Source organism: Synechococcus sp. MU1617 (genome assembly GCF_020514235.1).
Taxonomy (GTDB): Bacteria; Cyanobacteriota; Cyanobacteriia; order PCC-6307; family Cyanobiaceae; genus Parasynechococcus.
The window spans coordinates 52980-77529 of sequence record NZ_VTLB01000005.1 but is presented as its reverse complement, the minus strand read 5'-3'; the positions used below and the strand labels follow the sequence as shown (position 1 = coordinate 77529).

Sequence of the window (24550 nt, the reverse complement as noted above, 5' to 3'; positions counted from 1 at the left end):
AGCTATCAATAGCGCGCCAGTGAGGGATCAATCTCATCAGACCAAGCCTCGATACCACCACTGACATTCACTGCTTCAATTCCACTTTGTTTAAGCAAAGATACCGCCTTGGCCGAACGCCCTCCAAGCTTGCAGTGGACAAATATTTGCTTAGAGGTCGACAAATCACGCAAACGCTCCATGGCTTCACCACTCTCAATCGATGCCAGGGGGATCAATTCAGATCCCACAATTGATGCAACTTGCGCCTCTTCTGGAGTGCGAACATCAATAAGAGCCATGTCGGTAGCACCGCTCTCCAGCAATGCCTTCAGCTCAATCACGCTGATGCTGTTCATGGCGGGGGCTGTTGGCTTACAAAACTCTCGGTAGTCAATCAGGCTCTCAACCTTCGGTCTGTCCGGATCAACGCGGAGGGTGAGTTCCCGAAATCGCATCGCCAGGGCGTCAACCACCAGCAGCCGACCATCCAGGCAGTCACCGATGCCGGTGATCAGTTTGATCGCTTCGGTGGCCTGGAGCAGACCGATCAGCCCCGGCATCACACCCATCACACCAGCCTCCGAGCAGGACGGAACAGCGTCCGGCGGAGGTGGTTCCGGCAGCAGATCGCGGTAGTTGGGGCTCGTCGGCGTGCGATTGAACAGGCTGACCTGCCCGTCAAAGCGCTGCACGGAGCCATAGACAAGGGGCTTGCCGAGCAACACACAGGCGTCGTTGATCAGATAACGGCTGGGGAAGTTGTCGGTACCGTCACAGACCAGGTCGTAGTCACCGATGAGGTCCAGGGCATTGCCCACAGTCAGCATGTGTTCATGCACCTCCACCTGACAGTGGGGATTGAGATCGTGGATCCGCGCTGCGGCTGAGCGGGCCTTGGAGCCGCCAACCCCGCTGGAGCTGTGGATCACCTGCCGCTGGAGATTGGAGAGCTCCACCACATCTCCATCCACGATTCCGATGCGGCCCACGCCTGCCGCAGCCAAGTACAGCAGCAGTGGAGATCCCAGCCCACCGCTGCCAACACAGAGCACCGAAGCAGACTTCAACCGCAGCTGACCGGCAAGGCCAACCTCGGGAAGGATCAGATGGCGGGCGTAGCGCCCCCGCTCATCAGCACTCAGCATCGGTTGGTCATGCATGGTTGTGAGTGTCCCAGAGCTGAATCGGGATTTCATCCACGCTGCGGTCACCATGCAGCCACCAGGCCCGCAGGCCGAACGAGGCAGAGAGAATCAGCATCAGACTTTCAGCCTTCCCCCAGCGGCGATCGTGGGGCGAGGGCACAGGCTCGGAGGCCGGATGGGAGTGGGCCACGCCAAGACAACGTTGATGGCGATCCCGTGCCCATCGCTGTGCTGCCAACTGCTCCCTCGGATCCACCAGAAACCTTCTGCGACGGTCATGGACAGGCCGCTGACCGGATGCCCCTCGTCCCCAGACATTGCAACAGGGCCAGGTCGTGGTCAGCCTCAAACAGCCTGCATTCGTCCGTTGTCCCAGCAGCAGGGCACAGCCTTCTTCGGGGTGGGGCGCCAACAAAATGCGGCGCAAATCCGTGTGGCAACGGTGATCAATTTGCAGCACGGATGGCGTAGACCCCGTCGCACCGATACGCTCAGCTGAAATTGTGAAGGATTTAGTCGTTCTCATGAGTGACGCCCCCACTGAAGTAAAGGATGCCGCCACAACCGTGACGACACCCGTCGACGCTCCTACTCAGGACGACACCACCTCCTTTGCTGAGCGCTACAGCGACGTTCTCGGCAAGGTGAACGACACCCTCGATGGGGTCGACTGGAGTCAGATGGGCCGCATCGGCAAGATCGTCGGCATCTTTGCGGCGGTGATCATTGCCCAGATCCTGATCAAGGGAATCCTCGACACGATCAATCTGCTGCCGATCGTTCCGGGGCTGCTTGAACTTCTCGGTGTGGTCGTTGTGGGCCAATGGAGCTGGAAGAACCTGACCACGAGCGAAAAGCGCAATGCTCTAGTGCAGCGTGTTCAAACCCTCCGGAAGGAGTACCTGGGCTGATCCTCAAAGCCGCCGAGCCAGATCCCTGAGACTGGCTCGGCATTGGCTCAGATAACTCCCCCCAAACAAATTGGCGTGGTTGAGCAGGTGGTACAGGTTGTAGATCTCCACCCGACCGTCAGCGCCTGGAGCATCGGGGAGCACATCCCGATAACCCGATCGGAAAGCTTCCCCGAAGCCACCGAACAGCCGGGTCATGGCCAAATCAACTTCCCGATCAGCCCACCAGCTGGCGGGATCAAAAATGCTCCCCCGTCCATCACTCAGGCTGGCGGCATTCCCACCCCAGAGATCGCCGTGCACCAAGGCCGGACGCGGTTGATGCTCGTTCAGATGCTCTGCGAGGCGCATTAACAACGGGTTGAGGTCTGTTGAATCCTGCTTCAACCCATCAAGGGCTTCCAGTTGAGGGCGCAGCCTGAGCTCCACGAAGGCCAATCCCCAGTCATCGCGCCACCCCCCCGGTTGAGGTCCAGCGCCAATGAAGCCGTCACGGTGCCAGCCGAAACGACCTGGGCTGGAGGCCATCGACGCCTGATGCAGCAGTGCCAAACCCCGGCCGAGGGCTGTTTGGTCGCTGCCGCCGCAATCCAACCAAGGCAACAGCAGCACCGCACCATGGGGCAGTGCCGCCAGAGCGATGGGCTGCGGCACAACAAGAAAGGAGGCATCGGCTTGAGCATGCAAGGCCTCAAGGGCCTCCGCCTCCACCTCAAACAGGGGCAGCGCACGAGCGCCACCGCTTTTAGCAAACAACACCTGACCATCACGGAGGCGCAGTTTCCAGGCCTGATGAATGCAACCACCCCCGACGGGGGAGACATCCGTGATGTCAGCCCCCGCCAACGGGCCGTCTTCGGCGGTGAGATCCCGGCGCAGTTCGCTGTTCATCCTCAGCAAGCCCCCCTGTCTTGCCAGCATGGCTCGATTCATCAGAACGTCGTGAACGATTCCAGCGTGATCGTGGTGGGCGGTGGGATCGCTGGATTAACCGCCGCGGCACTGCTGGCCCGCGATGGCGTCGACGTCACGCTGCTGGAAGCGCATCAACAACCGGGGGGATGTGCCGGAACGTTCCGGCGTGGTCCATGGGTGTTCGATGTTGGGGCGACCCAGGTCGCCGGGTTGGAGCCCGGTGGCAGTCATGCGCGACTGCTCAAGCATCTGGACATGCCTTTGCCCACGGCAGAGCTGCTGAACCCAGGTTGTGTGGTTGACCTGGGCGATGGCTCGCCTCCCATTTCGCTCTGGCATGACCCGGAAGCCTGGGCCGCCGAGCGTGAGCGTCAATTCCCCGGCAGCCAACGCTTCTGGAGCCTTTGCCATCAGTTGCATTCCAGCAACTGGCAGTTCGCCAACCAAGACCCCGTGGTGACCCCGCGCTCCCTCTGGGATCTCGGCACATTGCTGCGGGCCCTGCGTCCCGCAACGCTGGTATCGGGACTGTTCACAGGTCTGACCATCGCCGATCTGTTGCAGCTGTGTGGGTGCGGTGACGATCAACGGCTGCGGCGCTTTCTCGACCTCCAGCTGAAGCTGTACTCCCAGGAACCGGCCAATCGCACGGCGGCGCTGTACGGCGCAACCGTCCTGCAAATGGCCCAAGCACCCCTAGGGCTCTGGCATCTGGAGGGATCGATGCAGGTGCTGAGCAATCAGCTGGTGGCCGCCATTGAGCGCGACGGCGGAACGGTGCTGATGAAGCATCGGGTCACCAAGCTGCAGCCCAGCTCATCCGGCTGGCAGGTGACGATCAGCACCGGCAAAGGCGCGGAACAACAACTCAGCAGCCGCGATGTGGTCTGCAGCCTGCCCCCCCAGTGCCTGCTGGAGCTGATCGAACCGGATCGACTGCCCAAGGGCTACTGCAAGCGACTGGAAAACCTGCATGAACCCAGTGGTGCAGTGGTGCTCTACGGAGCGGTGCAGCGTGATGCACTGCCGAATCCCTGTCCAGGCCATCTCCAGCGGAGCTGTGGATCCCCGGGATCCCTGTTCGTCTCTGTCAGCCGCGAGGGAGATGGACGGGCGCCCCAGGGGCAGGCCACCTTGATTGCCAGCGTGTTCACCCCAACAGGCGACTGGTGCCGCTTGCCGGAGCCGGAGTACCAACAGCGCAAAACAGAGACGCTGAACCTGATCCAAGCCGAACTGAACCGCTGGCTTTCACTTGAAGACGACGCCTGGTTACACGCTGAACTGGCAACACCACGGGGCTTCGCCGGCTGGACAGGCCGTCCCAATGGCATGGTCGGAGGCCTTGGACAGCATCCAAGCCGGTTCGGCCCCTTCGGCTTGGCAGGACGAACGCCCATGCCTGGTCTTTGGCTCTGCGGCGACAGCCTCCATCCGGGAGAGGGCACAGCAGGCGTGAGCCTGTCAGCCCTGAATGCCTGCCGTCAGCTCAGAGCCGAGCGGGGACAACCCCTCAGCTTTCGGAGCTGACCTCCCCTGACGCCCTCAAAAAATCCGGGCGCAGGGTCTGCGTTCGGCGCAGTTCCAACTCGAGCTGAGGCCAGTTTTGCTGGAGAACAGCATCTTCGAGCTGCTCAAGGCTCCAGCGGTAGGCCGCCAAGCCGCGCAACACCGCTTCCCGGTTGGTGGAAGCCATCGCCACCCCCAGCTGGGGATTCCCTCCGCCCACACGACTGGTGTCGGCAAAGCCGCTGGACGCCAGCACCATCGCCAACTGCCGGATCTCCGGATCCCGTTCATCCCCCACCGCCCGCAGCAGTGCAGCACTCACCAACACCGGCATGTGGGAAATCAGAGCAACCGCCTGGTCGTGCTGCGACGCGGTGGATGTCAGCCAATGACCGCCCACGCTGACGGCAAGATCACGAACCTGGGCCAGGGCAGCGGAGTCTGTTTCTTGATCCGGAGTTGCAATCCAAGGGCGACCGCGGAACAGATCCGTCACCCCAGCCTCAACGCCCGCCTGAGCTGTGCCTGCCATGGGGTGACTGGCCACAAAGCGGGGATGCCGCTGGCGCCAAACCTCCAACACAGGCTGTTTGACCGAACCGACATCGGTGACCACCGCTGCCTCAGGTAGGGCGGCAATGAGCTCATCCGGTGGGCTCAACAGCAAGGGGATTGGCAACGCCAGGATCACCAGATCGCAATCCGAGAGGCAACCGGGATCGGTCGACACCGCTCCCACCAGCCCTCGTGCCATGGCGCGATCCGCCGTGGCCTGACGATGCACCAGGCCCTGCACACTCCAGCCCCGTGCCTGGAGATCCAGACCAAGGGATCCCCCAATCAATCCAAGGCCAACGATCCCTACACGTCCCGGTTGCACCGCCATCCCTCCCGCAGGGTCGTGAAGCCATGTTGATGGATGGATTGCCATGAACCAATCGCCGGGGGAACCCTGCTTAGGGTTTGAGGATGTTGGAAGCTCAGGCCCACCATCAGATCAAAACCCTGCTTCGCCAGGAGGAATCGGACTGGCCCCACCACCTGACCCTGAGCCGGCTGGTGGCAAGAAGCCTGAGGCGTCGCGATACGACGCTCGTTCAGCTCCCCCCCAGCAGCAGCGAACGATGGTGGCTCGGTCTGCTGGTACCGCTGTGCCTGGCTCCCGAAGCAGGAGCGCTGGTGCTGACAGCCCCACAGCGCCGGCGCCTGCTCCAGTTGGAATTGCCCCGTCTCCGCAACCAGGGCCTGCGGCTTCCCTGCTGGCAGGGACCAAAGCCTCCGGAAGGTGCACAGCTCTGGCTGATGGATGTTGGCGAGCTGATTCAGGCCCATCGGGACGGGCACTTGGGGCAACGGCAACTGCTGATCCCCGAGATGGATCAATTGAGCCGGCGGATGCGCAACGCTCTCAGCTTGGAGATCGAGCATCAGCACTGGGATGAGCTGCGCCAGGCCTGTCCCCAGGCTGAATCCGGATTGCTGGAGCTGCATGACCGCATGAGCCGGCAGCTGTTCGCTGATGCCACGAGGCCCGGTGGCGCTGTGCGACTCGAAGGCTCAGCCGGGCAGGCCCTGCGGGATCTGCTCCAGCTGTTGCCAGCCAGCCCTGAGCCGTGGAACACCCTCCGCAGCATCAACCCGGCGGAGTGGAGTCAATGGGCTGAACTGGATCACCGGCTGCTCCAATGGTGCTGGAAGCTGGCCCCCCTCGAACCGCACCAACTGATGCGGGGGGTGCTGCTGGATCACCCCTGCCTGATGTTCAGCAGCAATGGAGACGACGCCAGGCTGGATCTGGAATTTGAACAGGCCGGCGTGGTCCCCGACGTGCGGGCAACACTGCGTGAACGGGAGCTGAATGAACCGCTCCCCCTCTATGCCCCGCGTCGCCAGCCGCTGCCGAACACACGGATATACGCCCAACATCTCCTGGAGGAGAGCAGACGGCTCATCCTTGGCCAGGCGGGGCTCACCATCGTTCTGATCAATGACGACCAGCTGCGTCGGCAGCTGACCAGCGCGCTGGCTGCGGAATTCGGACGCCGTGTGGGACAGGAGTCGACAGCACCCGAAAGCAATGGCGTGGTGACCTGCAGCTGGGACTGGTGGCTGGAGCATCAGGAGCAGCTGCCGGCCCCAGCACAGCTGATTGTCGGCATGCTCCCCATCGCCAGCCTGGACAACCCGCTCACCTCGGCTCGGGTGGAACGGTTGAAACAACAGGGAGATGACTGGTTCCGCACCTTGCTGCTGCCGGAAGCCCTGAGCCTGATCCCTGCCGCAATTGCGCCGATTCGACGCAGTGGTGGTCGCCTGGCCATCCTCGACGGTCGCCTCCGAGGGCGCAGCTGGGGTGATCAGGTGCTGCATCGACTGGAACCTTGGATTCCATTGCAGCGACTGCTGCCGGAGTGAACAACGCCTAACCTCCCTTCAACGCTCAGAAGTGCATGGGAGAAGCACGCCGCCGGGCTGCCCAGGGCTTACCCCCCCGTCAGCCCAAGGCCAGCACCAAATCTGTGGACACCTCCCCACGGGTGGTGTCCTGGCTTCCGCTGACCCGCAACCAGACGCAGCAGTTCATGGCGGTGACCACCCGCGGCGCCTGGATCGGCATCGGAGGGATGGTGGTGCTTTGGATCACGGTGCGCTTCATCGGCCCAGCGGCCGGTTGGTGGACGCTTGCGGACACCCCCTGAGCAACCTCAACCCAACCAACAAAAACAAAAGAAAACCTTTAGGCTGGGTCTCAATGGAGACTCAATCATGTTTCCGCGTTTAGCCGAGCACTACAGATCCGTCGTTGAAGACCTGGTGATGAGCCTGCAGGCCCTCGCCACCAGCCTTCAAAGCGCCGGCCTAACAGCCACCTGTTACTCCTGTGGCGACGGTCGCGATGGCCATGGGGCTTCGTTTGTGGCGGACATCGGCGATGGCCACATGGTGCGCTTTCTTGTCTCCGACTTCGGCATCAGCTGGGTGGAATCCCGCAACGGCCGAGAACTGGTGAAGCTGGAAGGGGCTGAAGCCATCCAGGAACTGCAGCGGATGGCAGATCTGGCTCAAGAGGGCCAAGTCCGCACCATGCAGCCCTTGGCCCAAGCCGCCTGATTTCAGGCGGCTTCTGAGACCTTCGCCGAAGCCGACTTGTCGGCAGCAGCCGTTTTTGCAGCGGCGGCCAAGGGCCGCATGGAGTTCGACTTGACCTCTGAACCCTCGGTCAATTTCTGACGCACCAGTGTTTCGATGGTGGCTGTTGCATCCGGGTTCTCCTCCATCCAGGTGATGGTGTTGTCGCGACCCTGGCCAATGTTGTCTGCCTCGTAGCTGTACCAAGCGCCCTTGCGAACAACAACGCCCGTCTCCTCAGCGAGATCAAGCAGACAACCCAAGGTGCTGATGCCGCGGCCAAAGAGAATGTCGAATTCGGCAATGCGGAAGGGTGGCGCAACCTTGTTTTTCGCCACTTTCACCTTGGCCCTGATACCGAATTCCTCGGTTCCCCTCTTGAGCGTCTGAATTCGACGGATGTCGAGGCGAACCGAGGCATAGAACTTGAGCGCGTTACCTCCAGTGGTGGTCTCTGGGTTGCCGTAGGTCACACCAATCTTGAGACGCAGCTGGTTGAGGAAGATGACGGTGCAACCCGACTTGCCGATATTGCCTGTGATCTTCCGCATCGCCTGACTCATCAGACGCGCCTGGGCGCCAACCGCCAGGTCTCCCATCTCACCTTCGATCTCAGCACGGGGGGTGAGGGCAGCCACCGAGTCGACGACGACGAGGTCCACCGCCGCGGATCGCACCAACTGGTCAACAATCTCCAGCGCCATCTCACCGGTGTCGGGCTGAGAAACCAGCAGGTTCTCAACATCAACACCCAGAGAAGCGGCATAGACGGGATCCAGGGCATGCTCCGCATCCACGAAGGCCGCCACACCACCACGCTTTTGCACTTCAGCAATCGCGTGCAGGGTGAGCGTGGTTTTACCGGAACTTTCCGGGCCATAAATCTCCACCACACGACCCTTCGGGTAACCACCACCCAAAGCGAGATCGAGGGTCAGCGCACCGGTGGAAATCGTCTCCACCCGCATGCGGGAGGCATCCCCCAGCCGCATGATCGATCCCTTGCCGAAGTTGCGTTCGATCTGACCCAAAACCAGATTCAGCGCCTTGTCCCTCTCACCGGAGGAACGGGGATCGGAAGCGCCGGATTTCATATCTGCAGGCATGAGAAGGACCTGAAACTAAGGAACGAGAGATCCAATGCCACAGAAGCGCCGAATCGTCTCAGGTAGTACAAGCGTACCGTAGCGAATCAGGGCCATTGCGCCAGGGGGGCCCGAAAGCGATCCGGATGGAGCAACGCAATTCCAGGCGGAAGACCGCTCTGATCCTTCGGGCGAAGATAGCCCCAACTCACCAGAAAACAGGGCAGTTGATCCAACCCTGGCGTTGAGCGCACCGCCTCAAGCGTCGCCCGGCGGTCTTCCACGAAGCCGCACAGGCTTCGCTGCCGCTGGAGCTGGAGCAGAACCTGAGGCTTAGCGCCAGCCTCACGACCATCCAGACGCCAAGGATGCAGGCCAAGGCTGTTCAGCAGCTCAGCGGTGAAGGCCTGGGTTTTTGTCGTCAGAACAGCCCAGTCCACCCCCTCTGCTTCCAACTGCTTCAGCCGCTCCACCAGACCGGGGAAAGGTCGATGCAACGCCAACCACGCGGAACGGTTCTGCCGCACCGCTTCGTCTCTGGAGGCATCAAGTGCCGCCTGCAGCTGCTCCGGCTGCCATCCACGCCGTTGCAGTGCCAAGGCCTGCGCTTCCCCATAGGACTGCAGCCAAACCTGAAGGTTCAGCGCCGGCAGTTCCGCGGCCAGCAGCACCATTTCCCAACCGTGATGCACCCACGGCCGCAGCTGACGGAAGGCGTCAGGCACCTGATCAGGCGTAAAGCCCTCTGGAGCAGCCTCAAGACGACGACAGGCATGCCAAGCACTCCACCAGTACTCGGCCATTCCATCGACGATGACCCCGTCGAAATCGAAGACGAGCAGTGGGCGAAGGTTCATGGACAAAAACTGGGCCGCTAGGATTCGAACCTAGGAATGGCGAGACCAAAACCCGCTGCCTTACCGCTTGGCGACGGCCCACTGAACCGGAAAAGACCGCGACTTGCGGCTCACCGGAGCACTAATAGTTACTCATAGCAGCCAACCGTTCGTCAATCCACGAACAAACGATCAGGGAGGAAAAACCCGCAAGCGGGACAGTTCAGCCTCGCCGAAGACATCGCTGCGTAGCCGGTAACGGCGCACAAGATCGGCTTGCATCCGGAGAACACGCTCACTTCGCGGCAGCAACTCCACCGGCCTGCCTTGCGGCATCACCACCTGTTCCACTGCAAGACGGCATTCCTCGAGAGCAGCCAATTCATCGTCCTGAGACTCCCGGTCCGGCGGGGTGACCTCTGCGGACGATTCGGTGGCCTGACGGCGGAGAAGACGGGCCATGGCACGGGTCACCTGGGGCAGGGTGTCGGACTTAATCACCAGGATCGGGATCCCCAGATCCCTGGCCTGACGGCGCAGCGACGGTTGACGACTGAGGCCGAGCCGAATGCTCAACACCACATCAGCCTCACTCAAATCATCCACAACCTGAGCCTTCCAGCCGTGAGAACGGATAGCCTCCTCCACAACACGGGGAAGAACCCCGCAACAGAGAACCTGCAGAGGCTCGGCGCTGGTCTCCGGTGAAGATTGTTCGTCTGCTGCACTTTCCTTGCGAACACTGACCGCAGGCATGGGCACGGGAACTGAGACGGGCTGTTCCGCAAACGGCCGTTGGGACGGAGGGCGCAGCAAACCCGAAGACTGCGGCGGGTCCACCAGCTGAACGCCCCCCTCAGGCGTCAGCTCGCGCTCCTGAACCCTGGGCTTCAGACCCCGAAGCAGTTGGTCCACAGTGGCGGCAACGTCAGTGTGTACGGCCCAGCGCTGCCGGCTATGCATTTCAACTGCAACCGGAAAAGTCGGTTCGGCGGCACGCTCCAACACCGTTTTCTGACTGCGACGCCGCCGGGCCTCCTCATCCCCGAGGGTGACCGTCTGAATCCCGCCCACCAGATCGCTGAGGGTGGGGTTCTTGATCAGGTTGGCCAAAGCATTGCCGTGAGCTGTGGCGACAAGCACCACGCCACGTTCGGCGATGGTGCGCGCGGCTTGCGCCTCCAGCTCCGTGCCGATCTCATCAATCACGATGACTTCTGGCATGTGGTTTTCCACCGCCTCGATCATGGTTTGGTGCTGCAGCTCAGGCCTGGCCACCTGCATGCGGCGGGCCCGACCGATCGCGGGATGGGGGATGTCGCCATCACCGGCGATCTCATTGCTCGTGTCGATCACAACAACGCGCCGCTCCAACTCATCCGAAAGCACCCGGGCGATCTCACGCAACGCCGTTGTCTTGCCCACACCCGGGCGCCCCATCAACAGCAGGGACTGCCCTCCATCCAGGAGGTCCCGCACCATCGCAACGGTGCCGAACACGGCTCGCCCCACCCGGCAGGTCAGACCGACAACATCGCCCTGACGGTTGCGGATCGCGCTAATCCGGTGAAGCGTTCGTTCGATTCCCGCCCGGTTATCGCCACCGAACTGACCAAGCCTGGCCACCACGGCCGCCAGATCCTCCCGGGACAAGGGCGTGGAACCCAGCGCCAGGGCACGGCCTGGATAACGCGCTTCCGGAACCCGACCGAGATCGAGCACCACCTCAAGCAACTGCTGTCGTGCCTCTTCCGGCTGCAACTGCTCCTGCACGGCGTCCGGCAGGAGCTCAAGAAGGCGATCCAGATCGTCGGTGACCCGTTGCGTGCCCATGGGATCTGCGCGTTTCAGCCTTCTAGCAAGAGCGCTGCAGCCATGGCGTAACCAATGGACGCGCGAGCGAGAGGGCACGGTTCCAACCCTCGGGCCATTGCCACAAGGCAAGTCCACGGGTTTGCGCCTCATCCAGCACAGGCATCAGCAAGCGACGGGCCACACCACCAAAGGCGATGCCAGCCGGGCGCTCCGTCGGGTGCAAGAACTCCAGCGTTGCGGCGTTGGTGCCACCGGCAAGCTGCAGCGGACCCGGTGGTGCCAGACCACGCATGGCACGCCAGAGCAGAACCGCGGCCCGCGCGGTGCCAGCACCCACATCGCCGCTCATCGGACGCCCATCCAGCTGCCAGAGGGGTCTGTAACCGGCTTGGCGCAGGCGGGAGTAGCGACGCCAAAGCAAACCAGCCAACTGATCGGCCTTCACGCCGTGGGCCTCCAATCCGGAGCTCACGGCCAAACGCCGCAAAGGAACGTGGTGCTGCTGAAGGCTTTGGATCAGCGTCGAGAAGCCCTCGTCATGCCCAGATGCCGTGTGAATCTCCACAGCATCGGGCTGAGTCGATTTCAGCAAGGAGATCACCTGCTCGGGTTCCAGTCGGTGGTCGCGTTCCTCAATCAAGCCATGGGGGCAAGCCGGCAAGCAGCGGCCGCAGCCATAGCAACGCTGCTGGTCGATCCCAGCAGCGGGCGAAATCGCTGCCGCAGGACAAATCCTTTCGCAGGGCCGCGGGCAGTCCGCAGGGCAGTGATCAGGATCGAACCAGGCCTTGCGGAAGTGAGCATCGATCCCATCGCTAAGGCTGACCATCAGCCAGGGGCGACGCCCTGTTTGCGCCTCAGCCCAGTCCAGACCGCGACGCGCTGCAATGGCGACCGCTGGATCTGCAGCCACATCAACGCAATGAACACCGACAGCCGCAAAAACAGCGGTCAGATCGGCAATGGCAGGCAAATCCTGGTTGCTTGCTCCACAGATCAGCTTGACCCAACGGCCCTGATCGAGGGCCTCATCAGGCGTCAGGCCTTCAGATATGTGGTCATCGGTTCCCACTTCAGGCTGCGAGCACCACCCATCTCCACGATGATGCGTAAACGTGGTTCGCGCTTGCACAGATCGCAGAGCGAAAGAAGTTCGGAGCGCGACAGCACCTGGCCTTCCAACAGCCACAGGGCCACAGGAGCATCACCTTCAAACAGATCGCCGAGCTGGGGAGCCACCTCCTGCACTTCTCCCACAGCAGCACCACGACCAACGCTTTGATGACCGAGATGGGGCGGACGGATGCCGTGCTTCTGGGTGAGGAACACCTCCGGGTCACCGAGGCCGCGGGCTGATGTCATGCGGGTGCTGTAACCGGCACCGCGCAGACGTCTTAATAGACGGGTTTCTGCACCGCCTTCGAGCGGAGCCTGAACCGCCAGACAGCCATTGGCTTCGAGATCACGGCGAAATGCCTGACCGGTGAGAAGCAGAGGCATGGCAGCTACAGGGATTGAAGGGGATTCTGGCAGCAGGCAGATGGATCAGAGGAGCAGGTAGGTCGGTGTTGTAGGTTCGATGTTTGTTCTGTGTTTCTGTGCCCGTCCGCTAGCCGGGCCTCCAGTCGGCAGAACAGATTCGGCGATTGCGTCGAATCTCCAGGCCAGTACGGAAGCTTTCTTCGGAGATCTCCGTCGGGAAACTGCAACCGCACATTGTGCAGATGCAAGTCCCAGCCTCGCTGAATCGTTCGCTAGCCCATTCGAATCCACTCCTTCGGGAGTTCCGCTTCGAACCACGTCTGCGTCCAATCGATCAGCACCTGACCCCATGCGGTTCTCCGCTTGGTGGTTGTCCACGCTGGCGCTTCCTCCCCATCCATGTCCATCGGCATCCTCGGGAAGAAGCTGGGTATGTCCCAGTTCTTCGACGAGCAGGGCAGAGCTGTTCCGGTCACCTTGATCGAAGCCGGCCCCTGCCGCATCACCCAACTCAAAAACGACGACACTGACGGATATTCCGCAGTGCAGATCGGCTTTGGCGAAACCCGCGAGAAGCTGATCAACAAGCCCGCCCAGGGTCACCTCAACAAATCCGGAGAGGGACTTCTGCGTCATCTGCGCGAATACCGCGTCGACAGCGTTGAAGGTCTCGAACTCGGTGGAGACATCACCGTCGGCGATTTCGAAGCCGGCCAGAAGGTGGATGTCAGCGGTGACACTGTCGGCCGCGGCTTCTCTGGCTACCAGAAGCGCCACGGCTTCAGCCGGGGTCCGATGACCCACGGTTCGAAGAACCACCGCGAGCCCGGTTCGACCGGTGCCGGTACGACCCCTGGCCGGATCTATCCCGGTAAGCGGATGGCCGGTCGCTATGGCGGCAAGAAAATCACCACCCGCGGTCTGACCATCCTCAAGGTGGACAGCGAGCACAACCTGCTGGTGGTGAAGGGATCCGTGCCCGGCAAGCCTGGTGCGCTGCTCAACATCCGCCCGGCCTTGCGCGTGGGCGCCAAGCCCGCCAAAGGAGGTAAGTGATGGCCAGTTGTGTCGTTCGTGATTGGCAGGGCAAGGAAGCCGGTAAGGCAACCCTGGACCTGAAGGTGGCCAAAGAGACCACCGCCGTTGATCTCATGCATCGGGCTGTTCTGCGTCAGCAGGCCCATGCACGCCAAGGAACCGCCAGCACCCTCACCCGCTCAGAAGTGCGCGGTGGTGGTCGCAAGCCCTACAAGCAGAAAGGAACTGGTCGGGCCCGTCAGGGATCGATCCGGACTCCCCTGAAGCCCGGCGGCGGCATCATCTTTGGACCCAAGCCCCGCACGTACAACCTTGCGATGAACCGCAAGGAGCGTCGTCTGGCCCTGCGCACTGCGCTGATGGCTCGCATTGACGATGTGACCGTCGTGAAGGACTTCGCTACTGCGCTGGAGGCCCCCAAGACCCGTGAGATCACGGACGCCTTGGGACGCCTCGGTGTCGCGGCCGGCTCCAAAGTGCTCATCGTTCTGACGAACCCCTCCGATGTTGTCCGCCGTTCCGTGCGCAACCTGGAGAAAGTCAAGTTGATCTCCGCAGATCAGCTGAACGTCTTCGACCTGCTCCACGCCAATGCATTGGTGCTGGGCGAGGAAGCTCTCGCAACCATCCAGGAGGTCTACGGCGATGACTGAACGTTTCCAAGGACGCCTGGCGGATGTGATCCGCCGTCCCCTGATCACCGAGAAGGCCACCCGCGCCCTCGAAATCAACCAGTACACCTTCGAGGTAGACCACCGCGCCGCGAAGCCCGACATCAAGGCCGCCATTGAGCAGCTCTTCGATGTGAAGGTCACCGGCATCAGCACCATGAATCCCCCGCGACGCTCCCGTCGCATGGGTCGCTTCGCCGGCAAACGTGCCCAGGTGAAGAAAGCCGTGGTGCGCCTGGCGGAGGGCAACTCGATCCAACTCTTCCCTGAGTCCTGAGGGGTCTGAATCGTCATGGCAATCCGTAATTTCCGCCCCTACACCCCCGGTACCCGCACCCGGGTGGTCACTGATTTCAGTGAGATCACCAGCCGCAAGCCGGAGCGGACCCTGGTGGTGGCTAAACACCGCCGCAAGGGTCGCAACAACCGCGGTGTGATCACCTGCCGCCATCGCGGTGGTGGCCACAAGCGCCTCTACCGCGTGGTTGATTTCCGTCGCAACAAGCACGGTGTCACCGCCAAGGTGGCCGCAATTCACTACGACCCGCACCGCAACGCGCGTCTGGCACTGCTCTTCTACGCCGATGGCGAGAAGCGCTACATCCTGGCTCCCGCAGGAGTTCAGGTGGGTCAGACCGTGGTCTCCGGCCCTGATGCCCCGATCGAGAACGGCAACGCCATGCCGTTGTCCTCGGTGCCCCTCGGTTCGGCTGTTCACTGCGTTGAGCTCTACGCCGGTCGAGGCGGCCAGATGGTCCGGACAGCCGGTGCCAGCGCCCAGGTGATGGCAAAAGAAGGCGACTACGTCGCTCTGAAGCTGCCCTCCACCGAGGTTCGCCTGGTTCGCCGCGAGTGCTACGCCACCCTCGGCGAGGTCGGCAACTCCGAAATGCGCAACACCAGCCTGGGTAAGGCCGGTCGTCGCCGCTGGCTCGGACGTCGTCCTCAGGTTCGAGGCAGTGTGATGAACCCCTGCGATCACCCCCACGGTGGTGGTGAGGGTCGTGCACCGATCGGCCGTTCCGGCCCGGTGACCCCCTGGGGCAAACCCGCCCTCGGTCTCAAGACCCGCAAGCGGAACAAACCCAGCAACCAATACGTGCTCCGGAAGCGTCGCAAGACCTCCAAGCGGAGCCGTGGCGGACGCGATTCCTGATGCAATCCATCACTTTGCCGCTTGCTTAAACCGTTATGGGACGTTCACTCAAAAAAGGTCCGTTTATTGCCGACAGCCTGCTTCGCAAGGTTGAAAAGCAGAACGACAACGACGACAAGTCTGTGATCAAGACCTGGTCACGGGCCTCCACGATCCTGCCGATGATGATCGGCCACACGATCGCGGTTCACAACGGCCGCACCCATGTGCCGGTGTTCATCACCGAGCAAATGGTGGGTCACAAGCTGGGAGAGTTCGCTCCCACCCGCACCTTCAAGGGCCACATCAGAGACAAGAAAGGAGGCCGCTAATCCATGACATCGTCAACCCCAACGGCACCCACTGCCCAGGCTCACGGACGCTTCATCCGAGGCTCTGTGTCCAAGGTGCGTCGTGTGCTCGACCAAATCCGTGGCCGCACCTACCGCGACGCGCTGATCATGCTCGAGTTCATGCCCTACCGCTCCACCGGCCCGATCACCAAGGTGCTCCGGTCTGCGGTGGCCAACGCTGAGCACAACCTCGGTCTTGACCCCTCTTCTCTGGTGATCTCGAGCGCCAGCGCTGACATGGGCCCTTCCATGAAGCGCTATCGCCCCCGCGCCCAAGGCCGGGCTTTCCAGATCAAGAAACAGACCTGCCACATCAGCATTGCTGTGGCGGCTCAGACCGATTCCTGACCCTCGAGGACTCTGACCCAATGGGACACAAAATCAACCCAACCGGTCTGCGCCTGGGGATCACCCAGGAACACCGGTCACGCTGGTACGCCTCCAGCAAAAACTATCCGGCCCTCCTTCAGGAGGATGACCGGATTCGCAAGTTCATCCACAAGAAGTACGGCTCAGCCGGCATCAGCGATGTGCTGATCGCCCGTAAGGCCGATCAACTTGAAGTTGAACTCAAGACCGCACGCCCTGGTGTGCTGGTCGGCCGTCAAGGCAGCGGCATCGAAGACCTTCGTTCCGGCATTCAGAAGACCGTCGGCGACTCCAGTCGTCAGGTGCGGATCAATGTTGTCGAGGTCGAACGCGTCGACGGTGATGCCTTCCTCCTCGCCGAATACATCGCCCAGCAGCTTGAGAAGCGTGTGGCCTTCCGCCGCACCATCCGCATGGCTGTGCAGCGCGCTCAGCGTGCCGGTGTTCTGGGTCTGAAGATCCAGGTGTCCGGTCGCCTGAACGGTGCTGAGATCGCTCGGACGGAATGGACCCGTGAGGGTCGGGTGCCCCTGCACACCCTGCGTGCCGACATCGACTACGCCACCAAGGTGGCCAGCACGACCTACGGCGTGCTCGGCATCAAGGTGTGGGTGTTCAAGGGCGAGGTGCTGAGCGAACAAGCTCAGCCCATGCCGGTGGGGGCCGCCCCCCGGCGCCGGGCCAGCCGTCGGCCCCAACAGTTCGAAGACCGCTCCAACGAGGGTTGAACAGGAGGCCTGAACCATGCTGAGTCCAAAACGCGTCAAATTCCGTAAGCAGCAGCGAGGCCGCATGCGCGGCGTCGCCACCCGGGGCAACACCATTGCCTTCGGACAGTTCGCGCTGCAGGCACAGGAATGTGGCTGGATCACCTCGCGCCAGATCGAGGCCAGCCGTCGTGCCATGACCCGCTACGTCAAGCGTGGCGGAAAAATCTGGATCCGGATCTTCCCCGACAAGCCGGTCACCATGCGCGCTGCCGAAACCCGGATGGGTTCCGGTAAGGGCAACCCAGAATTCTGGGTGGCGGTGATCAAGCCCGGCCGGATCCTGTTCGAGATGGGCGGTGACGAAATCACCCCCGAAATCGCCAAGGAAGCCATGCGCCTCGCGCAATACAAGCTTCCCGTGAAGACCAAGTTCATCCAGCTGGATGAGCAGGAGAAGTCAGCTGGTGCCAAGGCTCCGGCAGCTTCTGAAGCCGTCACCGTGGAGTCCTGACCATGGCCCGTCCTAACGCCGCCGATGTGCGCAGCCTGTCCGATTCGGACATCAACGAACAGATCGACGGCCTGCGCCGCGAACTGTTCCAACTCCGTTTCGAGCAGGCCACGCGCCAGCTCGCCAACACGCACCGTTTCAAAGAGGTCCGCATCAAGCTGGCCCAGCTGCTGACGGTGCAGTCGGAGCGCCAGCGCTCCACCGCCTCCTGATCCCCCACTCCGTAACCATGGCAGTCAAGGAAAGGATCGGCACCGTCGTCAGCGACAAGATGGAAAAAACGGTGGTGGTCGCGGTGGAAAGCCGCTTCCCACACCCCATCTATCAAAAGACGGTCAGCCGTACCACCCGTTACAAGGCTCACGACGAAGACAACACCTGTCGCGTCGGTGACCGCGTTCGCATCACTGAAACCCGTCCGATGAGCCGCCAGAAGCGGTGGGCCATCGCCGAGGTTCTCAGCCACAGCCCCAAGGCTGCAGCTGAAGAAGCCAACAAGGCTGAAGCTCAGGAGGTGAAGCAGTGATCCAGCAGGAGTCCTATCTCACCGTTGCCGACAACAGCGGCGCCAAGCGCATCCAGTGCATTCGCGTCCTCGGCACCAACCGTCGCTACGCCCACGTTGGCGACGTGATCGTTGCCGCCGTCAAGGATGCCGCCCCCAACATGGGTGTCAAAAAGTCCGACGTGGTGAAGGCCGTTGTGGTGCGCACCAAAGCCACCATGCGTCGTGAGACCGGAAACTCAATCCGGTTCGACGACAACGCCGCCGTCATCATCAACGACGACAAAAACCCGAAAGGCACTCGCGTCTTCGGACCGGTGGCCCGTGAGCTGCGTGAGCGCAGCTTCACCAAAATCGTGTCCCTCGCTCCGGAGGTGATCTGACCATGGCGACTGCAACCACCAAGGCCAAGGCCACCGAGCGCATCAAAATGCGCATCCGTAAGGGCGACACCGTTCAGGTAATCGCCGGCAAAGACAAGGGCAAGACCGGTGCCGTTCTGCGCACTCTGCCCAACGAGAACCGTGTCGTCGTGGAGGGCGTAAACATGCGCACCCGCCATGAAAAGCCCACCCAAGAGGGCGAGACCGGCCGCATCGTGACGGAGGAAGCTTCCCTGCATGCCTCCAACGTGATGCTGTATTCCACCGACAAAAAGGTGGCAAGCCGCGTTGAAATCGTCGTCGACAAGGACGGCACCAAGAAGCGCCGGCTCAAGAAAACCGGTGAAGTCCTCGACTGATCCCGACTTCTGACCACGCCCAGAAGCACCCCAACCCGTTATGTCACTCAAGAAGCGCTACCGGGAGACCATCCAGCCCAAGCTGCAGAAGGATCTCTCCCTCACCAACATCCACGAAGTCCCCAAGGTGCTGAAAGTCACCGTTAACCGGGGTCTCGGCGAAGCCGCCGCCAATGCCAAGTCCCTCGAGGCTTCGGTGAATGAGCTGGCGCAGATCACCGGCCAAAAGGTCGTTGTGACCCGTGCCAAAAAAGCCATCGCCGGCTTCAAGATTCGGCAGGGCATGCCGATCGGCTGTGCCGTCACCCTCCGTGGTGATCGGATGTATGCCTTCCTCGAGCGCCTGATCAACCTGGCGCTGCCCCGCATCCGCGACTTCCGCGGGGTCAGCCCCAAGAGTTTCGATGGCCGCGGCAATTACACCCTTGGGGTGCGCGAACAGATCATCTTCCCTGAGATCTCCTTCGACAAGATCGATGCGATCCGGGGCATGGACATCACCATCGTGACCACTGCCCGTTCGGACGAAGAGGGCCGGGCCCTCCTCCGCGAGATGGGAATGCCGTTCCAGAGCAACTGAGCCCTCCCCGTCGACACCTATGGCCAACCACGACCCCATTTCCGACATGCTCACCCGCATTCGCAATGCGAGTGAGAAACGTCACGAAACCACCAAGATCCCCGCTTCGCGGATGACCCGCAGCATCGCCAAGGTGCTGCAACAGGAGGGCTTCATCTCCGAGATCAGCGAGCAGGGTGAAGGCGTTCGCACCGAACTGGTGCTCGCCCTCAAGTACAGCGGCAAGCACAGGCTGCCCACTATCCGCTCCATGCAGCGGGTCAGCAAGCCCGGTCTCCGCATCTACAAAAACACTCGCGGCCTGCCCAAAGTCCTCGGAGGACTGGGCGTGGCGATCATCTCCACCTCCAAGGGTGTGATGAGCGACCGCGACGCCCGCCGTGAGGGCGTCGGTGGCGAAGTGCTCTGTTACGTCTACTGATCCGGAGCTGAACCATGTCACGAATCGGCAAAAACCCCGTTCCCGTCCCTGAAAAGGTCACCGTTTCCCTCGACGGGCTCACCGTCAAGGTGAAAGGGCCCAAAGGCGAACTGGAGCGCACCCTTCCTGATGGCGTCAGCGTCAGCCAGGACAACAACACCATCGTGGTCTCACCCACGAGCACCAAGCGCATCTCCCGTGAGCGCCACGGCCTGAGCCGCACCCTCGTCGCCAACATGATCGAGGGTGTCAACAACGGCTATAGCAAGGCCCTGGAGATCGTCGGTGTGGGCTCCCGTGCCCAGGTCAAAGGCAAAACCCTCGTGGTGAGTGCTGGCTACAGCCACCCCGTCGAGATGGAAGCGCCTGAGGGCATCACCTTCAAGGTGGAGAACAACACCAGGGTGATTGTCTCCGGAATCGATAAGGAGCTGGTGGGCAACGAAGCCGCCAAGGTCCGCGCCATCCGCCCCCCCGAGCCCTACAAGGGCAAGGGAATCAAGTACGAGGGCGAGCGCATCCTGCGCAAGGCAGGCAAGTCCGGCAAGAAATAAGCCTTGTCCTGACGTTCCTACCCTTCCCCCACCATGTCCCAACTGTCCCGCAAACAGCAGACGCAGAAACGCCACCGGCGTCTGCGTCGTCACATCACCGGAACCTCAGACCGTCCGCGGCTGGCCGTGTTCCGCTCCAACAACCACATCTACGCCCAGGTCATCGACGACGCGGCCCAGAGCACACTCTGCTCCGCCTCCACCGTTGACAAGGAACTGCGTGCCGGCCTCAAGGCTCCGGCTGGCAGCTGCGACGCCTCTGTCGCCGTCGGCGAACTGGTCGCCAAGCGCGCCATTGCCAAAGGCATCCAGCAGGTAGTGTTCGACCGCGGCGGAAATCTGTACCACGGCCGGATTAAAGCCCTTGCCGATGCCGCCCGGGAAGCGGGCCTTCAGTTCTGATTCCTGCTTAACCCATGACAGATTCCTCCCCCCAATCCAATCCCAACGCCGTACCGGGTGCGGCCGACGTTCCAGCGGCAGCCGAAGGGCAGCAGCAGCAACAGGAACAGCGCCGCGGCCGTGGCGACCGTGACGGTCGTCGTGGCGACCGGCGTGGTGGTCGTCGCGGCCAAGAGCGCGACTCCGAATGGCAAGAGCGCGTGGTTCAAATCCGCCGCGTCTCCAAAACCGTCAAAGGCGGTAAAAAGATGAGCTTCCGGGCCATCGTGGTTGTCGGCAACGAGAAGGGTCAGGTCGGCGTTGGCGTCGGCAAGGCCGGTGATGTGATCGGTGCCGTCCGCAAGGGCGTTGCCGATGGCAAGAAGCACCTCGTCAAGGTGCCGCTGACCCGTCACAACTCCATCCCGACCCTATCCAATGGTCGGGATGGTGCTGCGAGCGTGCTCATCCGCCCGGCAGCCCCTGGTACCGGTGTGATCGCTGGCGGTTCCATCCGCACAGTGCTCGAACTTGCCGGCATCAAGAATGTCCTGGCAAAGCGCCTGGGCAGCAAGACCCCCCTGAACAATGCACGGGCTGCCATGGTGGCCCTGTCGCTTCTCCGCACCCACAAGGAGACGGCCAAGGAACGGGGAATCTCCCTCGAACAGATCTATTCCTGATTCGCGATGACTCTCCGACTCGATTCCCTCAAATCCAACAAAGGCGCTCGTCGCCGCAAACTGCGCAAGGGCCGCGGCATCGCCGCCGGCCAGGGCGCCAGTTGCGGCTTCGGTATGCGTGGCCAGAAATCCCGCTCGGGTCGCCCCACGCGCCCCGGCTTCGAGGGTGGCCAAATGCCTCTCTACCGCCGGGTGCCGAAGCTGAAGCACTTCCCCCTGGTCAATCCCAAGCACTTCACCGTGCTCAACGTCTCGGCGTTGAACGACCTGAAGGACGGCAGCACCGTCAACTTGGATTCCCTGGTCAAGGACGGCATCGTGACCAGCCCCAAGCATCCGCTGAAGATGCTCGGCAACGGCGAACTGAAAGCCAAAACGCTGACAGTGCAAGCCGCGGCATTCACAGCCTCCGCCCGCACCAAGATCGAAGCCGCAGGTGGCACCTGCGAAATCCTCGACTAATCAAGGGCTCGCCCCCAAGTCAGCCCTAGGGTCTGAGCCGTCCGCTGGATTTCGATCCACGGGCGGCTTCTTGGCTTTTCGCCCAACTTCACTTTCTTCCGGACATGCTCGTCAGTCGGGGTCGCAACCCCAACGCCTCCGAAGTGATCGGCCAGCTGATCACCAACCCTGGGCTCCGCAGTCGTGTGCTCACCACACTTGGTCTGCTGTTGTTGGTGCGTCTTGGGATCTACATCCCGATGCCAGGAATCGATCGAGAAGCGTTTAAGCAGTTCATCGATCAGGGTGGACAGCTGATCGGTTTCCTCGACATTTTCACCGGCGGTGGCATCTCCACCCTGGGCATCTTTGCCCTTGGGATCCTGCCGTTCATCAATGCCTCGATCATTCTCCAGCTGCTGACCGCAGCGCTGCCGCAGCTGGAAGACCTCCAGAAGAATGAGGGCGAGGCCGGCCGACGCAAGATCGCCCAGATCACCCGCTATGTGGCGCTGGGATGGGGTCTCGTCCAGAGCGTGGTCTTCGCAATGATCCTGCGCCAATACGCCATAGAAGGCCTCAGCGAAGTGACCTTTGTGGTGCAGACGGCACTGGCCCTGGTCACCGGATCGATGGTGGTGATGTGGCTGAGTGAAGTGATCACGGAGCGGGGCATCGGCCAGGGAGCCTCACTGGTGATTTTTCTGAACATCGTCGCCACCCTGCCGCGCACCCTCGGCGCCACGATCGAAGCCGCTCAAACCGGTGACCGCGACACCGTGCTGGGCATCATTGTTCTTGTGCTGGTGTTCCTGGCCACGATCGTTGGAATCATCTTCGTGCAGGAGGGTGCTCGCCGTATCCCCATCGTCAGTGCCAAGCGCCAGGTGGGTGGAGCAGGCGTTCTCCCAACCCGTCAGAGCTATCTGCCGCTCAAGCTGAATGCCGGCGGTGTGATGCCGATCATCTTTGCCTCAGCCCTGATTTTCCTGCCGGTCACCATCGCCAACCTCACCAAGAGCGAGTGGTTGATCCGTGCTGCCAGTGCCCTGAATCCCGGAGCAGCGAACCCCTGGCCGTACGCGCTCACCTTTTTTGGGTTGATCCTGGGCTTCTCCTACTTCTACGCCTCACTCACGGTGAATCCCGCTGACATCGCCACCAACCTGAAACGGGGTGGTGTGGCGATTCCAGGCGTCCGCCCCGGCAGCGCCACGGCCAACTATCTCTCGGGAGTCCAGAACCGCCTCACCTTGCTGGGTGGTCTGTTCCTCGGCGCCGTCGCCATCATTCCTGCGGCCGTGGAACGCGCCACAAATGTGCAGACCTTCCAAGGTCTTGGCGCCACTTCACTGCTGATCCTGGTCGGTGTGGCCATCGACACGGCCAAGCAGGTTCAGACCTATGTGATCTCACAACGCTACGAAGGCCTCGTTCGCCAGTGAGCGCTGCTGGGCAGTGCACCTTCCGTTCACTTCACCTCACGATTACGCAACCATGAAAAATCGCTTGCTCTTTCTTGGCCCTCCCGGAGCCGGCAAAGGCACCCAGGCCGCCCGACTGTGCGATGCCATCAGCATGAAGCATCTATCCACGGGCGATCTGCTGCGCTCTGAAGTAGCAGCCGGCAGCGAACTAGGCAAAGAAGCTGAAGCGGTGATGAACCGCGGCGAACTGGTAAGCGACGCCCTCGTGCTGGCGATTGTGGAAAGCCAGATGAAGGCACTAACCACAGATGGCTGGCTGCTGGATGGGTTTCCCCGCACAGTGCCCCAAGCGGAAGCCCTCGAACCCCTGCTGGCCGAATTACAGCAACCCATTCAGGCCGTGGTTCTGCTGGAGCTGGATGACGCCGTTTTAATTGAACGGCTGCTGGCCCGCGGTCGCGCCGATGACAACGAAGCGGTGATCCGCAATCGCCTTGAGGTCTACCGCGAGAAAACGGCACCTCTGATTCGCTTTTACAGCGATAAAGGTCTCCTGGTTTCCGTCCCTGCCCAGGGCTCTGTCGAGGAGATCACCAAGCGGATCGAGTCAGTGCTTGGTTGACCCCGCATGGTAACGTTGCCGTTTGGAAATTTGGAGAGCCACGCCTCATGAAGGTGCGCAGCTCAGTGAAAAAAATGTGTGACAAGTGCCGGGTGATCCGTCGCCACGGCAAGGTCATGGTCATTTGCACTAACCCCAAGCACAAACAGCGTCAGGGCTGATCCCCAGCTGTTCTGAAACATTCCTCGCCTCCAGGACCTCGGAGGTACCTGTCCTTTTCAACTAAACGAACGTGGCACGGATCGCCGGCGTTGACATTCCCCGCGACAAGCGGATTGAAGTGTCCCTCACCTACATCTACGGAGTTGGTCTCACCCGCTCACAGGCCATCCTGGCCAAAACCGGCGTGAACCCCGACATCCGGGTGAAAGATTTAGAGGACGGAGATCTTCAGAAACTCCGCGGTGCTCTAGAGGAGTACACCGTCGAAGGAGATCTACGCCGACAGGAGGGCATGGCCCTCAAGCGCCTGCAGGACATCGGCTGCCTCCGTGGACGTCGCCACCGCATGAGCCTTCCGGTTCGTGGCCAACGCACCCGCACCAACGCCCGTACCCGCCGCGGTGCGCGGAAAACTGTGGCTGGCAAGAAGAAGTAA

At 61.9% G+C, this 24550-nt stretch carries 36 protein-coding genes and 1 tRNA gene; 27 read left to right on the top strand and 10 right to left on the bottom strand.

The features are described 5' to 3' along the window. Positions 1-5 precede the first annotated feature (5 nt). Both moeB and FZZ90_RS10685 read right to left on the bottom strand, forming a co-directional pair. Positions 6-1142 (bottom strand): molybdopterin-synthase adenylyltransferase MoeB, encoded by a 1137-nt coding sequence (moeB, locus tag FZZ90_RS10690; protein ID WP_226425787.1) that lies wholly within the window; start codon positions 1140-1142, stop codon positions 6-8. Next, positions 1135-1554, bottom strand: coding sequence for a M67 family metallopeptidase (locus tag FZZ90_RS10685; protein ID WP_255613813.1), 420 nt, complete (start codon positions 1552-1554; stop codon positions 1135-1137). Before FZZ90_RS10685 ends, moeB begins: the two co-directional genes overlap by 8 nt. A 97-nt stretch (positions 1555-1651) precedes the next feature. On the opposite strand from FZZ90_RS10685, the gene FZZ90_RS10680 reads away from it, so the two are divergent. After that, positions 1652-2038 carry a CAAD domain-containing protein gene (locus tag FZZ90_RS10680; RefSeq protein ID WP_226425784.1) on the top strand — a complete coding sequence of 129 codons (387 nt, stop codon included), beginning with the start codon at positions 1652-1654 and terminating at the stop codon, positions 2036-2038. 3 nt (positions 2039-2041) lie between these two features. Here the strand turns inward: FZZ90_RS10680 and FZZ90_RS10675 are convergent, their stop codons facing one another. Then, positions 2042-2929: a fructosamine kinase family protein gene (locus tag FZZ90_RS10675; RefSeq protein WP_226425783.1), complete on the bottom strand. Its 888-nt coding sequence runs from the start codon at positions 2927-2929 to the stop codon at positions 2042-2044. 51 nt (positions 2930-2980) lie between these two features. Between FZZ90_RS10675 and crtD the strand changes: the two genes are divergently transcribed. Continuing rightward, the gene (gene crtD, locus FZZ90_RS10670) at positions 2981-4483 is read left to right on the top strand and encodes a C-3',4' desaturase CrtD (protein WP_226425782.1); all 1503 of its coding nucleotides are present in this window, start codon (positions 2981-2983) and stop codon (positions 4481-4483) included. Here crtD and FZZ90_RS10665 read toward each other — a convergent pair. Next, positions 4467-5348: a prephenate/arogenate dehydrogenase gene (locus tag FZZ90_RS10665; protein WP_226425781.1), complete on the bottom strand. Its 882-nt coding sequence runs from the start codon at positions 5346-5348 to the stop codon at positions 4467-4469. The two genes, crtD and FZZ90_RS10665, sit on opposite strands and share 17 nt — an antisense overlap. Before the next feature lie 83 nt (positions 5349-5431). On the opposite strand from FZZ90_RS10665, the gene FZZ90_RS10660 reads away from it, so the two are divergent. From FZZ90_RS10660 to FZZ90_RS10650, 3 genes are all read left to right on the top strand, one after another. Then, entirely contained in the window at positions 5432-6877 is a 1446-nt protein-coding gene (locus FZZ90_RS10660) for a helicase (RefSeq protein ID WP_226425780.1), read from the top strand. 35 nt (positions 6878-6912) lie between these two features. Continuing rightward, complete coding sequence (locus tag FZZ90_RS10655; protein ID WP_226425779.1) at positions 6913-7161, top strand: DUF2839 domain-containing protein; 249 nt, start codon at positions 6913-6915, stop codon at positions 7159-7161. Positions 7162-7228: 67 nt separating this feature from the next. Continuing rightward, positions 7229-7573, top strand: coding sequence for a DUF1815 family protein (locus FZZ90_RS10650; RefSeq protein ID WP_226425777.1), 345 nt, complete (start codon positions 7229-7231; stop codon positions 7571-7573). Positions 7574-7575: 2 nt separating this feature from the next. Here FZZ90_RS10650 and recA read toward each other — a convergent pair whose 3' ends face one another. The 6 genes from recA to FZZ90_RS10620 all read right to left on the bottom strand — a co-directional run bounded on the left by recA (position 7576) and on the right by FZZ90_RS10620 (position 12827). Further along, complete coding sequence (recA, locus tag FZZ90_RS10645) at positions 7576-8697, bottom strand: recombinase RecA (RefSeq protein WP_226425775.1); 1122 nt, start codon at positions 8695-8697, stop codon at positions 7576-7578. A gap of 86 nt (positions 8698-8783) precedes the next feature. After that, complete coding sequence (locus tag FZZ90_RS10640; RefSeq protein WP_226425770.1) at positions 8784-9533, bottom strand: HAD family hydrolase; 750 nt, start codon at positions 9531-9533, stop codon at positions 8784-8786. Positions 9534-9542: 9 nt separating this feature from the next. Further along, positions 9543-9614 (bottom strand) — tRNA-Gln (locus FZZ90_RS10635). 90 nt (positions 9615-9704) lie between these two features. After that, complete coding sequence (locus FZZ90_RS10630) at positions 9705-11345, bottom strand: AAA family ATPase (RefSeq protein WP_226425769.1); 1641 nt, start codon at positions 11343-11345, stop codon at positions 9705-9707. Between the two features lie 22 nt (positions 11346-11367). Beyond that, entirely contained in the window at positions 11368-12399 is a 1032-nt protein-coding gene (locus tag FZZ90_RS10625; RefSeq protein WP_226425767.1) for an LdpA C-terminal domain-containing domain, read from the bottom strand. Further along, entirely contained in the window at positions 12366-12827 is a 462-nt protein-coding gene (locus FZZ90_RS10620) for an NAD(P)H-quinone oxidoreductase subunit N (RefSeq protein WP_006850745.1), read from the bottom strand. Before FZZ90_RS10620 ends, FZZ90_RS10625 begins: the two co-directional genes overlap by 34 nt. A 381-nt stretch (positions 12828-13208) precedes the next feature. Between FZZ90_RS10620 and rplC the strand changes: the two genes are divergently transcribed. The 22 genes from rplC to rpsM all read left to right on the top strand — a co-directional run bounded on the left by rplC (position 13209) and on the right by rpsM (position 24550). Further along, positions 13209-13865, top strand: coding sequence for a 50S ribosomal protein L3 (rplC, locus tag FZZ90_RS10615; protein WP_226425766.1), 657 nt, complete (start codon positions 13209-13211; stop codon positions 13863-13865). Further along, a complete protein-coding gene (gene rplD, locus FZZ90_RS10610; RefSeq protein WP_226425765.1) occupies positions 13865-14500 on the top strand; it encodes a 50S ribosomal protein L4 in 636 nt (211 codons plus the stop codon). The genes rplC and rplD overlap by 1 nt, the downstream gene beginning before the upstream one ends. Then, positions 14493-14795, top strand: coding sequence for a 50S ribosomal protein L23 (locus tag FZZ90_RS10605; protein ID WP_006850625.1), 303 nt, complete (start codon positions 14493-14495; stop codon positions 14793-14795). Before rplD ends, FZZ90_RS10605 begins: the two co-directional genes overlap by 8 nt. Positions 14796-14810: 15 nt before the next feature. After that, positions 14811-15674: a 50S ribosomal protein L2 gene (gene rplB, locus FZZ90_RS10600; RefSeq protein WP_226425763.1), complete on the top strand. Its 864-nt coding sequence runs from the start codon at positions 14811-14813 to the stop codon at positions 15672-15674. 35 nt (positions 15675-15709) lie between these two features. After that, entirely contained in the window at positions 15710-15985 is a 276-nt protein-coding gene (gene rpsS / locus FZZ90_RS10595; RefSeq protein ID WP_006849645.1) for a 30S ribosomal protein S19, read from the top strand. A gap of 3 nt (positions 15986-15988) precedes the next feature. Then, complete coding sequence (gene rplV / locus FZZ90_RS10590) at positions 15989-16354, top strand: 50S ribosomal protein L22 (protein WP_226425761.1); 366 nt, start codon at positions 15989-15991, stop codon at positions 16352-16354. A gap of 20 nt (positions 16355-16374) precedes the next feature. After that, complete coding sequence (rpsC, locus tag FZZ90_RS10585) at positions 16375-17103, top strand: 30S ribosomal protein S3 (RefSeq protein ID WP_226402143.1); 729 nt, start codon at positions 16375-16377, stop codon at positions 17101-17103. Positions 17104-17119: 16 nt separating this feature from the next. Further along, entirely contained in the window at positions 17120-17596 is a 477-nt protein-coding gene (gene rplP / locus FZZ90_RS10580; protein WP_006851743.1) for a 50S ribosomal protein L16, read from the top strand. A 2-nt stretch (positions 17597-17598) separates the two neighbouring features. Beyond that, complete coding sequence (gene rpmC / locus FZZ90_RS10575; RefSeq protein ID WP_006850073.1) at positions 17599-17808, top strand: 50S ribosomal protein L29; 210 nt, start codon at positions 17599-17601, stop codon at positions 17806-17808. 17 nt (positions 17809-17825) lie between these two features. After that, complete coding sequence (gene rpsQ / locus FZZ90_RS10570; RefSeq protein ID WP_006850241.1) at positions 17826-18122, top strand: 30S ribosomal protein S17; 297 nt, start codon at positions 17826-17828, stop codon at positions 18120-18122. Continuing rightward, complete coding sequence (rplN, locus tag FZZ90_RS10565) at positions 18119-18484, top strand: 50S ribosomal protein L14 (RefSeq protein WP_006851211.1); 366 nt, start codon at positions 18119-18121, stop codon at positions 18482-18484. Before rpsQ ends, rplN begins: the two co-directional genes overlap by 4 nt. A 2-nt stretch (positions 18485-18486) precedes the next feature. Beyond that, entirely contained in the window at positions 18487-18843 is a 357-nt protein-coding gene (gene rplX, locus FZZ90_RS10560; protein ID WP_226425760.1) for a 50S ribosomal protein L24, read from the top strand. A 40-nt stretch (positions 18844-18883) separates the two neighbouring features. Beyond that, positions 18884-19423 carry a 50S ribosomal protein L5 gene (gene rplE / locus FZZ90_RS10555; protein ID WP_011363383.1) on the top strand — a complete coding sequence of 180 codons (540 nt, stop codon included), beginning with the start codon at positions 18884-18886 and terminating at the stop codon, positions 19421-19423. 19 nt (positions 19424-19442) lie between these two features. After that, complete coding sequence (rpsH, locus tag FZZ90_RS10550) at positions 19443-19844, top strand: 30S ribosomal protein S8 (protein WP_006850769.1); 402 nt, start codon at positions 19443-19445, stop codon at positions 19842-19844. Between the two features lie 14 nt (positions 19845-19858). Further along, complete coding sequence (rplF, locus tag FZZ90_RS10545) at positions 19859-20398, top strand: 50S ribosomal protein L6 (RefSeq protein WP_226425759.1); 540 nt, start codon at positions 19859-19861, stop codon at positions 20396-20398. A gap of 33 nt (positions 20399-20431) precedes the next feature. Continuing rightward, entirely contained in the window at positions 20432-20800 is a 369-nt protein-coding gene (rplR, locus tag FZZ90_RS10540; RefSeq protein ID WP_114987264.1) for a 50S ribosomal protein L18, read from the top strand. Positions 20801-20814: 14 nt separating this feature from the next. Continuing rightward, entirely contained in the window at positions 20815-21462 is a 648-nt protein-coding gene (gene rpsE / locus FZZ90_RS10535; RefSeq protein ID WP_226425757.1) for a 30S ribosomal protein S5, read from the top strand. 6 nt (positions 21463-21468) lie between these two features. Then, positions 21469-21924 carry a 50S ribosomal protein L15 gene (gene rplO, locus FZZ90_RS10530; protein ID WP_226425756.1) on the top strand — a complete coding sequence of 152 codons (456 nt, stop codon included), beginning with the start codon at positions 21469-21471 and terminating at the stop codon, positions 21922-21924. Positions 21925-22028: 104 nt separating this feature from the next. Further along, positions 22029-23348, top strand: coding sequence for a preprotein translocase subunit SecY (gene secY, locus FZZ90_RS10525; protein ID WP_226425755.1), 1320 nt, complete (start codon positions 22029-22031; stop codon positions 23346-23348). 52 nt (positions 23349-23400) lie between these two features. Continuing rightward, the gene (locus tag FZZ90_RS10520) at positions 23401-23952 is read left to right on the top strand and encodes an adenylate kinase (RefSeq protein WP_226425754.1); all 552 of its coding nucleotides are present in this window, start codon (positions 23401-23403) and stop codon (positions 23950-23952) included. Positions 23953-23999: 47 nt separating this feature from the next. Further along, a complete protein-coding gene (gene rpmJ / locus FZZ90_RS10515) occupies positions 24000-24113 on the top strand; it encodes a 50S ribosomal protein L36 (protein WP_071840122.1) in 114 nt (37 codons plus the stop codon). A gap of 71 nt (positions 24114-24184) precedes the next feature. Beyond that, complete coding sequence (rpsM, locus tag FZZ90_RS10510; RefSeq protein ID WP_226425752.1) at positions 24185-24550, top strand: 30S ribosomal protein S13; 366 nt, start codon at positions 24185-24187, stop codon at positions 24548-24550.